The sequence below is a fragment of the Aeromicrobium sp. YIM 150415 genome, assembly GCF_016918125.1.
In the GTDB taxonomy this organism is placed as follows: domain Bacteria; phylum Actinomycetota; class Actinomycetes; order Propionibacteriales; family Nocardioidaceae; genus Aeromicrobium; species Aeromicrobium piscarium.
In genome coordinates this window covers 68,600-80,290 of the sequence record NZ_JAERWM010000023.1, presented here as the reverse complement: position 1 = coordinate 80,290, position 11,691 = coordinate 68,600, and the positions used below count along the sequence as shown (strand labels likewise).

At 70.3% G+C, this 11,691-nt stretch carries 13 protein-coding genes; 9 read left to right on the top strand and 4 right to left on the bottom strand.

The features are described 5' to 3' along the window. Positions 1-285 precede the first annotated feature (285 nt). Complete coding sequence (dacB, locus tag JL108_RS15110; protein ID WP_205199037.1) at positions 286-1,659, bottom strand: D-alanyl-D-alanine carboxypeptidase/D-alanyl-D-alanine-endopeptidase; 1,374 nt, start codon at positions 1,657-1,659, stop codon at positions 286-288. Between the two features lie 94 nt (positions 1,660-1,753). On the opposite strand from dacB, the gene JL108_RS15105 reads away from it, so the two are divergent. Continuing rightward, positions 1,754-2,248: an inorganic diphosphatase gene (locus JL108_RS15105; RefSeq protein ID WP_143913077.1), complete on the top strand. Its 495-nt coding sequence runs from the start codon at positions 1,754-1,756 to the stop codon at positions 2,246-2,248. Positions 2,249-2,398: 150 nt separating this feature from the next. On the opposite strand, the gene JL108_RS15100 is transcribed toward JL108_RS15105, so the two are convergent. Beyond that, positions 2,399-3,013, bottom strand: a complete 615-nt coding sequence (locus JL108_RS15100) for a TetR/AcrR family transcriptional regulator (RefSeq protein ID WP_307837285.1) — start codon at positions 3,011-3,013, stop codon at positions 2,399-2,401. A gap of 85 nt (positions 3,014-3,098) precedes the next feature. Between JL108_RS15100 and JL108_RS15095 the strand changes: the two genes are divergently transcribed. The 5 genes from JL108_RS15095 (at position 3,099) to JL108_RS15075 (ending at position 6,376) form a co-directional block, all read left to right on the top strand. Beyond that, positions 3,099-4,055, top strand: coding sequence for an NADPH:quinone oxidoreductase family protein (locus JL108_RS15095; protein ID WP_205199036.1), 957 nt, complete (start codon positions 3,099-3,101; stop codon positions 4,053-4,055). A 144-nt stretch (positions 4,056-4,199) separates the two neighbouring features. After that, complete coding sequence (locus JL108_RS15090) at positions 4,200-4,469, top strand: hypothetical protein (RefSeq protein WP_205199035.1); 270 nt, start codon at positions 4,200-4,202, stop codon at positions 4,467-4,469. Then, positions 4,466-4,726 (top strand): WXG100 family type VII secretion target, encoded by a 261-nt coding sequence (locus tag JL108_RS15085; protein ID WP_205199034.1) that lies wholly within the window; start codon positions 4,466-4,468, stop codon positions 4,724-4,726. The genes JL108_RS15090 and JL108_RS15085 overlap by 4 nt, the downstream gene beginning before the upstream one ends. A gap of 32 nt (positions 4,727-4,758) precedes the next feature. Next, on the top strand, positions 4,759-5,598 hold the full coding sequence (locus tag JL108_RS15080) for a hypothetical protein (protein WP_205199033.1): 840 nt from the start codon (positions 4,759-4,761) through the stop codon (positions 5,596-5,598). Positions 5,599-5,614: 16 nt separating this feature from the next. Continuing rightward, on the top strand, positions 5,615-6,376 hold the full coding sequence (locus JL108_RS15075) for an adenosylcobinamide-GDP ribazoletransferase (RefSeq protein WP_205199032.1): 762 nt from the start codon (positions 5,615-5,617) through the stop codon (positions 6,374-6,376). 22 nt (positions 6,377-6,398) lie between these two features. Here the strand turns inward: JL108_RS15075 and JL108_RS15070 are convergent, their stop codons facing one another. Next, positions 6,399-6,929, bottom strand: coding sequence for a bifunctional adenosylcobinamide kinase/adenosylcobinamide-phosphate guanylyltransferase (locus JL108_RS15070; protein ID WP_143914532.1), 531 nt, complete (start codon positions 6,927-6,929; stop codon positions 6,399-6,401). Between the two features lie 413 nt (positions 6,930-7,342). Between JL108_RS15070 and JL108_RS15065 the strand changes: the two genes are divergently transcribed. After that, positions 7,343-8,578: a helix-turn-helix domain-containing protein gene (locus JL108_RS15065; protein ID WP_205199031.1), complete on the top strand. Its 1,236-nt coding sequence runs from the start codon at positions 7,343-7,345 to the stop codon at positions 8,576-8,578. Further along, positions 8,575-9,504, top strand: coding sequence for an HAD family hydrolase (locus JL108_RS15060; RefSeq protein WP_205199030.1), 930 nt, complete (start codon positions 8,575-8,577; stop codon positions 9,502-9,504). The genes JL108_RS15065 and JL108_RS15060 overlap by 4 nt, the downstream gene beginning before the upstream one ends. 4 nt (positions 9,505-9,508) lie before the next feature. Here JL108_RS15060 and JL108_RS15055 read toward each other — a convergent pair whose 3' ends face one another. Beyond that, positions 9,509-10,438, bottom strand: a complete 930-nt coding sequence (locus JL108_RS15055) for an asparaginase (RefSeq protein ID WP_205199029.1) — start codon at positions 10,436-10,438, stop codon at positions 9,509-9,511. 57 nt (positions 10,439-10,495) lie between these two features. Here JL108_RS15055 and JL108_RS15050 point away from each other — a divergent pair, with 57 nt between their 5' ends. Next, positions 10,496-11,539 (top strand): mannose-1-phosphate guanylyltransferase, encoded by a 1,044-nt coding sequence (locus JL108_RS15050; RefSeq protein ID WP_205199028.1) that lies wholly within the window; start codon positions 10,496-10,498, stop codon positions 11,537-11,539. Positions 11,540-11,691: the final 152 nt, after the last annotated feature.

Genomic DNA, 11,691 nt, shown 5'->3' with positions numbered 1-11,691 from the left:
CGTTTGTGCGCTCCACCCCCGACAGCGGGCCGTGGGGTGGGGGGTGCGCGGTCAACCGCCGCGCCACGGCGCCCCTGGTTGACCGCGCACCACCCGCCCGCACGTCACGATCACGGTGACTCACCAACCACCACCACGCCGCGGTGGCACATCACTCACCGACATCTCGCCCGGCCACATTTCGGCGGTCCATCGACCACACATCACCGGCCCGGTGGTTGACCACTCACCGTCCCTCCCGGAGTCAGCCGAGGGTGAACGACCTGACCTCGCCCACGAGAGCGGTCAGCAGGCGCAGCCGGCGACGGCACCGGCGACGGCGTCGAGCGCGGCCTGGGTCTCCAGAGGATTCAGCGCCTCGGTGTCGTCGGCCATGACCGCGAAGGCGATCGGACGGCCTCCGTCGATCGTCGCGATCCCGGCGAGGCTGTGCACGCCCGTGAGGGTGCCGGTCTTGGCCCGGACCCATCCCAGGGCGTCGGCGGCCTGGGCGAATCGGTTGCGGACCGTGCCGTCGAAGCCCCCGACCGGCAGACCGCTGAGGGTCGCCGTGGTGGCCCGGTCCCGCCCGGCGGCGACGAGAGTCTGCACCAGCGTGGTGGGGCTGATCCGGTTGCCGCGGGAGAGGCCGCTTCCGTCGTAGAGCTCGAGCCCGCCCGTCGATATCGCGGACTCATCGAGCACCGATCCCAGCGCGCTGACACCACCGGCGAAACTCGGCTCCTCGCCGCGCTCCACGGCGATGTGGCGCAGCATGACCTCGCTCGCCTCGTTGTCGCTCGTCGCGAGGAGCTCCGCGGCGATCGTGGCCACCGGGGCGCTGCGCACCAACGCGACGTCCGAGGCAGTGGCGGACGCCTCTCCCGCCGCGACGGTCGAGACCGTCACCCCGCGTTCGCCGAGGAGCGCCGCGAAGTCGTTCGCGGCCTCCGCGGCGGGATCCAGGGAACGAACGCCGTCACGCAGGCCCTGGTCGGCCCAGAGGGAGACGATCGGGGAGACCACCCCTGGCACATAGCTCTCCTCCCAGTCCGGGCTGACCGCCGGGCCGCCGAACAGCGAGGCGTCGTACTGCAGGGCGAACTCACCGGCGCCGACCTCGCGTGCGACGCGGTCGGCGAGGGTCTCCAGGCTCGCGGGCCGGACCGGGTCGGACTCCGCGGGCCGGTCCCGGGTCAGATAGGGATCGCCCCCGCCGACCAGGGTGAGGGTGGAGTCGTCGCGGACCACGCGGGTGGCGAAGCGGTCGTCCGGGCCGAGGGTCTTCAACGCACCGTAGGCCGTGAGCACCTTGGTGGTGGAGGCGGGAACGAATCCGGTCTCATCGCCACCGGCCAGCGGGGTCCCGTCACGGGCGTCGACGGCCGCGAAGCCGACATGCGGGCCGAGGGCCTCGTCCGCCAGCGGACCGGAGACGGCCTGTTTGAGGGCATTCGAGGCGATCGGCGCGTCGGTGGGCTCGTCGGGCATGATCCGCGAGCCGGCCAGCGTCTGCACGCCCTCAGGGGCCGTCGCGTAGCGCGCCGGGCAGGCACCGTCGCAGATGAAGCGGTTCAGGTCGCCGCGCAGATACAGGGCACCGATGCCCGCGAGCACGGCCAGCAGGACCCCGAACACGAGGAACCTGCTCAGCACCCTGCCCCAACCGCCTGCCGCCATAGGGGAGAGAATATAGAGTCAGCACTCGACCGATCACGCGAGGCGACGATCTCGTCTCCGCGCCGTGGACGCCGCCCATATCACCGGAGGTACCGTGTTTTTCGACGTCACCGTGGAAATCCCCAAAGGGGAGCGCAACAAGTACGAGCTCGACCACAAGACGCACCGCCTCCGTCTGGACCGCACGCTCTTCACGTCGATGCAGTACCCCGCTGACTACGGCTTCATCGACGATTCCCTCGGCCAGGACGGTGACCCGCTCGATGCGCTCGTGATCCTGCCGTTCCCGACCTTCCCCGGCTGCGTCATCGAATGCCGCGCCATCGGCATGTTCACGATGACCGACGAGGCCGGCGGCGATGACAAGATCCTGTGTGTTCCCGCCACGGACCCCCGCCAGGAGCACCTGCAGGACATCGGCGATGTCGCCCAGTTCGATCTCAGCGAGATCCAGCACTTCTTCGAGTCCTACAAGGCGCTCGAGCCGGGCAAGTCCGTCGAGGAGGGCTCCCACTGGGTGGGCCGCGCGGAGGCCGAGGTCGAGATCGAGGCCAGCTTCCAGCGCTTCCGGGACAACGGCGGCTACTGACGTCCGACCGCACCCACCCCGCGTTCCGACGAAGGATGTGATTCCGCGGTTGCTATGACCGCCACGGAATCACATCCTTCGTGGCTCGCGGACGGAGGATGTGACTCGGCGGTCGCTATGGCAGCCCGGGAGTCACATCTTGCGTGCTCGTTACGCCGGCGCGTCTGTGTCGGCGGGTGGAATCAGAGCACGCATGACATCGGTGAACACGCCGACATCGACCTGAGCGTCCAGGGATCGCAGCGCTCCGAGCCCCACACCGAGGCTCAGCAGCGCGGCTGCGGCGGTCGGGACGGGCAGCCGGGAGGTGAGCCCGGCCTCCTCGACCACGTACTCGATGAGCTGTCCGATCGCCTCGCGGATCTCCCGATGCCGGGTCACCAGCTCGGCCGCCACCCACTCGTTGTGGCGAGCCACCGCTCCGAACTCGACCTCGAGGGCCGTCCAGCGAGGCTCTCCGAGACCGTCGTGCGCCCAGTCCGCGAAGGCCTTGAGCTGTGCCTCCAGGTCGGCTTCTCGAGTGAAGGCCTCCCGGACCCCGCGCACCTTCTCGGCGTGGATGAGGTCGAGGACGGCGAGGCACAGCTCCTCCTTGCCGGCGAAGTTCGAATAGACGGCGCCCTTCGAGAAACCGGCCTCGAGGGCTACCTTGTCCAGGGAGGTCGCGGCGTATCCGTCGCGTAAGAACATCTCCTTGGCGACATCGATCAATCGCCCCCGCGTCTGCGCCTGTCGTTCGGCGCGTGTCACCCTGGTCTGCGTCACCTTCGGGCCTCCTCCACTCAGATACCGATAGTATCCGAAATCCCAAGTTGACGCGAGGTTCAGGTCGCCCACTAGGCTCTGCCCCATGCGTGCGATTCAGATCACCTCACTGGACGGTCCCGATGCGATCGAGCTCAACGACGTCGAGGCCCCAGCCGATGACGCGGCGGTCGTCATCGCCGTCCGAGCCGCCGGCGTGGCCTTCCCCGAGCTCCTGCAGACTCGCGGCCAGTACCAGATCAAGCCCGAGCTGCCCTTCATCCCCGGCAGCGAAGTGGCCGGTGACGTCATCAGCGCACCGGCGGACTCCGGCCTGCGCCCGGGCGACCGGGTCGCGGCGCTGCCCTTCCTCGGCGGCTTCGCCGAGCAGGTGACGGCCGAGCCTCAGTACACCTTCGCACTGCCGGATGCGATGAACTACGAGGCCGGTGCGTCCTTCATGTTCAACTACGGCACCGCCTACTTCGCCCTCGTCGAGCGCGGCGGCTTGCAGACCGGCGAGTCGGTGCTGGTGCACGGCGCTGCCGGGGGCGTCGGCACGGCGGCCGTCCAGGTCGCCAAGGCCTTCGGCGCCGGGCGGGTCGTGGCCGTCACCTCGACCGACGAGAAGGGGCAGATCGCCCTCGACGCGGGTGCCGACGAGTACGTCCTCGCTGATGGATTCAAGGATGCCGCCCTCGTCGGGGGACGTATCGACATCGTCGTGGACCCCGTGGGCGGAGACCGCTTCACCGACTCGCTGCGATGCCTGGCCGAGGACGGCCGCCTCCTGGTCATCGGCTTCACCGGCGGAGAGATCCCCACCGTCAAGGTCAACCGGCTCCTGCTCAACAACATCTCCGTCGTCGGTGTCGGCTGGGGCGCCTACGCGCTGAGCCGTCCCGGCCACCTCCAGAAGGAGTGGACGGCGATGCTGCCGCACATCGAGAGCGGGGTGCTCGATCCGGTGGTCGGCCCCAGCTGGCCGCTCGCGGAGGCCTCCCAGGCCCTCAACGCACTCGACCAGCGGCAGGCCACCGGCAAGGTCGTGCTCACGGTCTGAGCGGCCGACTCCTCCATCGGATCGTCACCTTCGACCCGCCGACGAATAGGCCATTAGTACTAGTCATGATGGGTCCAGCCGTCTAGGCTGGACCCATCATCGCGTGCTGGTCGCGATGGTTCGATGTACGAGGCGAGGGGGCCCATGTCCATCAATGTCAGCGACCCGGCCCTGTCCATGCAGCTCGGCGCGGCCCGCGTGGCCGACGCCCGTCGTGAGATCGCCGCCCACACCATCGCACTCCGCGCTTCGCTCTTCGGGGACGACGAGCAGTCCACACGTGAGCACTACCGCTATGACGCCGACACCCGCCGGATCCTGGCAGCACTCGATCGTCTCGAGGCCGCGCTGGACCGTTCGGCACTGGCGCAGCCCTTCCTTCCTGACGATCGTCTTTCTCGGCACGCCGGATGACATCGCCCGACGTCCCCCATCGCGATGTCATCAGCGAGAGACTGACCGAGCTGGAGAGCGAACTGCGCGAGCTGCGGGTGCACTGGAGCAGCACGGCCACGGAGGCCTACCAGTCGGCCCTCGGACAATGGCGCAGCGCCGCGGCCGATCTCTCACTCCTCCTCGAACAGGAGCCGTCCCCGACCGACGAGGGCGACGATGCTTCCGTTGCCGACGAGGCTCCTCTGCCACAGCGCACCTACCTGCACTGGGCCTGACCTCCGATCGGGGTCGTGCGAGACTGACCTGCATGGCGGTGGATCCGGAGTTCTGGCGGTCGGTGGAAGCACTGCACGCTCCGGTCTATTTCGCCGAGGACGCGACCGACCGTTACACCGAGATCGGTCTCGCGGGGTTCTGGATGGGGTACACGGCCTCGCGATCGGCGGCCCTCGGCACCCCCTCCCCCGAGCTGGTCACCGCGCTCTTCCACGGCTTCTCGCCGATGCGGATCCGCCGCGCCCTTCCCGACGCGTGGTCTCGTGCCACGCCGGCCAAGATCCTGCGCACCCGACGGGCGATCGCGCACGATGCCCTGGCCCCACTCCTGGCCGCCGACGACACGGTCGAGCACGTGGCACGACAGCTCACCGCCATGCTCGACGGTGCCGACTGGGCCGGTAAGCCCCTGGCGGCCGCCCACGCCGCCCTCCCGGTGCCCGAGGACCTCCTCGACCGGCTCTGGCACGCCGCGACCGTATGGCGGGAGTACCGCGGCGACTGTCACGTCGCCGTGCTCACCGCCGCGGGCCTCGGCGGTGCCGCGGCGAACCGGCTGGCCCAGGCCGCCGGTCTCGTGCCGTCCACCCAGCAGGCCGCCCGAGGCTGGGACGACGACGCCTGGAACGAGGGTGGCGAGAACCTGCGCCAACGCGGCTGGCTCACCCCCGAGGGCGTGCTCACCGACTCCGGGCGCGCGGCACGAACCCAACTCGAGAACGCGACCGACCGGATCTGCGCCAACGGGCTCGACCATCAGGCCACGGCCCGTGCGCTGACGGTCACGGCAGCACTCACCCGGCTGGCGAGACGGGTGGCTCCGCTCGTCCCCGCCCTGAATCCGACGGGCGTGCGGCCGCCCACCGACTGACGGGGACAATACCGAGGTGGATCTCTTGAACGCCTGGCGGCTGTCGGTGGGAACCTTCACTGCCATCCCAGTGGCCCCGCCCCGTGAGGTCACTCCACGCCTGAGCGGGGCCGCGGTCGCCTTGGCGCCGCTCGCGGTCGTGCCTCTCGCCGCCACCGCAGCCCTCGTGCTGTGGCTCGGTCGCGAGCTCGGGCTCGCCCCGATCGCCGTCGCGGCCACCGCCGTCGCCGCGCTCGCCCTCGGCAGTCGAGCCTTCCACCTCGACGGCCTGTCCGACACCGCGGACGGGTTGACTTCGTCCTACGATCCGGCGCGAGCCCTCGAGGTGATCAAGGTCGGCAATGCCGGTCCTGCCGGCGCCGCCGCGCTCGTGCTGGTCCTCGGCATCCAGATCGGCGCGCTCACGACGCTCCTCGACGAGGCCTGGGGTCCGGCGATCGCCGCGGCCCTGATCTGCGCCTCCCGTGCCGTCGCCGCGCTCGGGTGCACTCGCGGGGTGCGCGGTGCGCGCAAGGACGGCCTGGGCGTGACCTACACCGAGACGATCCATCCAGTGGTCACCGCGGCGATCTGGGTGGCCATCACCGCGGCTCTCTGCCTCGGCGCCTGGGCCCTCGACCTGCCCTGGTGGCGCGGTCTCCTCACAGCCGCGGCCTCACTCGTCGCCACGGCCTGGCTGCTGCGCCGCGCCGTGCGACGCCTCGGCGGGGTCGTCGGTGACGTCTTCGGTGCCACGGTGGAGGTCTCCCTCGCGGTCATGCTGCTGTCGGCGAGCTAGGGCATGGCTGAGCCGCCGCTCCTCACAGCGTCAGCACGCGGCCGGCCACGATGAGGAGGACGTCATCGCACTCCAGCGCCAGCCGCTGATTGGCATAGCCGAGCAGATCGCGGAACAGCCGCGCCCTCCAGTCGTCGGTCTCGACGCCCATGCCGGCCTCCTGGGTCACCAGCACCACGATGTCGCGACGGGCCGCGACCGCCTCCGCCGCTTCCTCGACCTGCCGGACGAAACGCGGCTCCCACTCCTCGCGGGTCTCGTCCCAGCCATCGAGCTCACCGATGAGCCACTGCACCCAGTCACCGATGCAGTCGACCACGACCGCACCCTCCGCGGAGGCCAGGGCATCGGCGAGGTCATGGGACTCCACGGTCACCCAGCTCGCCGGGCGACGCGCCTGATGCTCCGCCACCCGGGCCGCATGGGACGGGTCGGCATCCGGATCGGCCTCGCGCCCCGGCGCGATATAGGTGACATGTGGCTCTGCCACGACGAGCGACTCGGCATAGAAGGACTTGCCCGAGCGCACGCCCCCGGTGACCAGCGACTTCACGGCGACCTCCTCCGGCCCGCGCAGCGCGCACGAGCGCCATCAGCAGTACATCACGGACAGCGAGTACCCGCGGTCCGAGCGGTCCTGAACGCTCACTCTCGTACAAAGATCGCGCTCGGAAGGACGAATTTTCGGATGATCATCCGAGTTTTCCACTTTTTCGTCCAGGGTGGTGGCTCAAAACGGCGACGCGTGCTCCACTTGAAGATGCCGGGTCACTCCTCCCTCCTGACTCGGCCCCGTGAATCGCGGAGTGGCCAGTTACTCCCTCCCACTCCCTACTGGCCACTCCGCGATCTTTCAGCAGCTGCTTGCGCGTCGGCTGGTCGTCCGGCGAGAATGTGAGGCCCGGCACGTTGAGCAAGGGAGATCATGAGCGCCGCACCACGTCGTCGAGCCGATGGCGAGCCCTCATGACAGCACTCCGCGAGGACGGCAACCTCCGCGGACTCGCTCGCAGCTTCGTGCCCCTCTTCCGGCCTCGAATACCTGAGCTCGTCGCCCGGATCACCAGCGAGATCCAGGCGGGCGTGCCGGCCTTCGCGGGCCCGTCCCAGGGACGTCGCCACCGGCTGATCATGCTGGCGGTCAACGGGGCGGTCAGCCACTTCCTCGACCTGGTGGAGGGCAACGGGGGTGCCGGTGACCGCGTCGACGACCTCTTCCGCAAGATGGGCTACGGCGAGGCCCTCGACGGGCACGACCTCACCGCGATGCGCGCATCGCACCGCATCGCCCGCGAACGAGCCTGGGACTATCTGCGCAGCTTCGCCGTCGAGAACCGGCTGAGCGCCGAGGCTCTCGGAGTCCTCGGCGATGCCCTGCTCGCCTACATCGACCACCTCTCCGAGCAGGCGGTGATCGGCTGGCAGGCAGCTCACGACGTCCTCGAACGCGACCAGGACCGCAACCGCGTCCGCCTCCTCGAGACGCTGATCGACCCCGGCCTTCCCGATATCGGCGGGCTCGCCGCCCAGGCCCGTTGGCCGGTGCCCGAGAGATTCATCGTCTGGGCGATCCGGGCGACCTCCCTCGAGGAGCCCCTCACCCTCCCCGAACTGCACGGGGATGTGCTGCAGCGTTCCAGCGCACGCGCCGTGGACCTGGTCTGCGCCGAGCACGATGCCGACGAGCTTCGCCGACGACTCGACGAGATCGCGGTACCGGGGATCGTCATCGCCTTCAGCTGGCCGGTGGAACGCCACGACGTCCCGGACGCCCACCGGTGGACCGCCCGGGCGATCGAGCTCCACACGGCCGGGGTCATCGCGGACCAGCCCGTGATCGACTGCGCCCAGCACCGCACCCAGCTCTGGCTGGGTGCCGAGCCCGCGCTCCGGCGCGGCATGGTCCAGGAGCTGCTGCGCCCGCTCCTCGCTGAGACGCCGAACTCTCGCGAGATCCTCTCCGAGACGCTGCTCGCGTGGCTCGAGACCCGCGATAGCGCCCCGGCGATCGCGGCACGGCTGGGCGTGCATCCGCAGACCATCCGCTACCGCTGGAAGCGCATCAACGAGATCTTCGGCGACGACCTCCACGAGCCGGAGTTCATCGTGCAGATCACCATGCTGCTGAAGGCGAGCGTCCCACTCTGGAAGGCCGGCGATCAACGCGACTTCGAGCGGTTCCACGCCGAGGAGGCCCCGTGATCGGACGTGTGCTCTGGGTGGGGGTGAGCGCCGTCGTTCTCGCTACCTGGTGGGTCCGCGATGGGCCGTTGTGGGCCCTGATCGCCGCGATCGGCACCCTCGCCGTCACGGCTCCGGCCGCCTTCGACCTCGGGGCGCGGGGTGCTCGCCGGTCGCTGCGCCGTGCCGCGGCCAAGCGAGGACTGGACCTTCCGCCCGACCCCTCGGTCGAGAGGCTGGTGCTGGATCGCGACGGCTACCTCGTGACCGGCATGCGGGTCAGCGAGGTGGAGTCGCTGCGCGCCGGACATGAACGGGATCTACGGTGGTTCGCCGGCGCGCTGGAGCACCACGCGACCCATCGAGTCGGCCGGGCCATCGCGCGGCTCTCAACCCGCGGACGGGTGACCGATGTCCTCGAGGACTCCGCCGTGGGCATCAGCGGCATCGTGGACAAGCATCCGGTACGCGTCGGCGCGCCCCGATGGATCGGCATCGACACCGCGACCGACCCGATCTCGACCACCGTGGCCGTCGAGGTCGACGACCGTCCGCTCGGAGTGATCCGGCTCGTCGACGAGATCGCCGACTCCGCAGCCCCAGGGGTGCAACGGCTCCGTGAGATCGGGATCGGCTGCACCCTCGCCACCCGCACCACACGCGAGAAGGCCGAGCATGTCGCGGCCCAGGTCGGCATCGACGATGTCCGGGCACCCGGCTCGCCGGAGGAGGTCTCGGCCGAGCTCAATGCCGCGGGAGTCCACGCGGCCGTCCTCCCGCTCCCCGACGGCCCCGCTGACTTGCGGCTCGTCGCCGAGGCCTACGCCCTCGCCCGCGACCTGCCGGTGCGCATCCGGCGCAGCAGGAGACTCGCTCTGGTCGGCAGCATCACCGCCGGGCTCGTCGTGGCGACCGCGCCCTCGCTCGCGGTCATCCGGGGCGGCTGACCGGTCAGAAGGTGACGTGCACGGCCCCCACCGTCTCGCCGCCGCCCAGCACCCGCGGACGCTCCGTGAGCACCTCCGCCTCCCAACCGGCCAGCTGCACCGCTCGCCCGGCCACGGCGTAGAGCGGCCGGTCGGCACCATCCTCGATCTTGACCGCGATCGCCGTCGCGTCCGGGAGGCCCACCACGAGCAACGCCTCGGCACCGGACTTGGCGATGACCCCGGGCAGCTCGGTCATGAAGCGCAATTCCGGGCGGCGCGTGCCGCTCACGAAAGTCGGATGGTCGAGCATCGCCTGCCGCAGCCGTCCCTCCTCCGAGTCCTCGGGCGCGGCAGCGATCCGGGCGATGCCCATCGCGAGATGCCGCATGCTGGTGGCGTGCTGCGGAGCGCCGCAGCCGTCGATGCCGATCCTGGCCGGCCTCGCTCCGGTGAGCTCGGTGAAGGTCTCGGTGATCGCGAGCTGCAGCGGATGCTCCGGGTCGAGATAGGTCCCCGGATCCCAGCCACGTTCGACACAGGTGCGCAGCATGGCCGCGTGCTTGCCTGAGCAGTCGTGCCGGATGGGGAGCCGGCCCTCACCCGCACGCAGGACCGCGGCATGCTCCTTCGGGTCGGCGGGATAGGACGGAGGCGTCTGCAGCGCTTCCTCCGTCAGTCCCGCGTCGGCCAGCATGGCGCGCACCGTCTGGAGGTGGAAGGGTTCAGCGGAATGGCTCGCGGTGGCGATCGCGAGCTGCTCGCCGCGCAGCGACAGCCCGGCCCGCAGCATCGCGACCGCTTGGAAGGGCTTGTTGGTCGACCGCGGATAGGTGATCGTGTCGGGCTCGCCGAGCGCCCAGATGACAGCGCCGTCCGTGTCGACCCGGACGGCCACCCCGCGATGCCGACTCTCCACCAACCCGGACCGTTCGACCTCGGCGATGACGTCCATACCGACACCCTACGACCGGCACCGCCAGCGCCGTCCTGCCACCGGTAGTCTCCCGACATGAGCCAGTTGCACGCGATCATCCCCGCCGGTGGGGCGGGCACGCGGCTCTGGCCGCTGTCGCGTGCCGGTCACCCGAAGTTCCTGCTGGATCTCACCGGCACGGGTCGTTCGCTGCTGCAACAGACATCGGATCGGCTGAGCGGGCTCGCCGCGGGTGTGCACGTCGTGACCGGGCGAGCACACGATGCCGCGGTCACGGAGCAGCTCCCCGATGCCGAGGTGCTCGCCGAGCCGAGTCCCCGTGACTCGATGCCCGCGATCGGCCTGGCCGCTGCGGTCATCGCGCGGCGCGACCCCGAGGCGATCGTCGGCTCGTTCGCGGCCGACCACGTCATCGACGACACCGCCGGATTCACCGCCGCCGTGCGCGAGGCGGTAGAGGTCGCCGAGACCGGACGGGTCGTGACCATCGGGTTGACCCCGGTCTCCCCGTCGACCGCCTTCGGCTATATCGACGGTGGCGCCCGGCTCGACGGGTTCGCGACGGCGAGAACCGTCCGCCGGTTCGTGGAGAAACCCGACCTCGAGACCGCGCGCGAATACCTTGCGGCCGGCACCTATGCCTGGAACGCCGGCATGTTCGTGGTCCGGGCATCAGTGCTGCTCGACCACCTGGCCCGCTTGCAGCCCACGATGCACGCCGGCCTGCTCGCGATCGCCGAGGCGTGGGACACTCCCGAGCGGGAGACCGCGCTCGAGGAGCACTGGCCGCGGCTGACCTCGATCGCGATCGACCACGCCATCGCCGAGCCCGTCTCCCTGGACGGCGGCGTGGCCGTCGTGCCGGGTACGTTCGACTGGACCGATCTCGGGGACTTCGCGGCACTCGCCGACCGGACGTCTTCGGCGGAGGCCGTGTGGGTGGACGCCGAGGGTTTCGTCGCGAACACGACTGAGCAGACCGTGTCGGTGGTCGGGCTCGACGATGTGGTGGTGGCCGTCACCGGCGACGCGATCCTCGTCACCACGCGCGCCGCGGCGCAGCGCGTCAAGGTAGCGCCGGGTCAGTGGCGCGACCGCGGTCGCGCCGACCTGCTCTGACCCCACCCGGCCACCTCACTCCCCTGGGCGGTGACCTACGCACCTCTCGTCTCCGGGGCGGTGACCTACGCACCTCTCGAGGATGTTGAGAGGTGCGTGACCCACCGCCCACCGAGATGAGAGGTGCGTGACCCACCGCCCACCGAGATGAG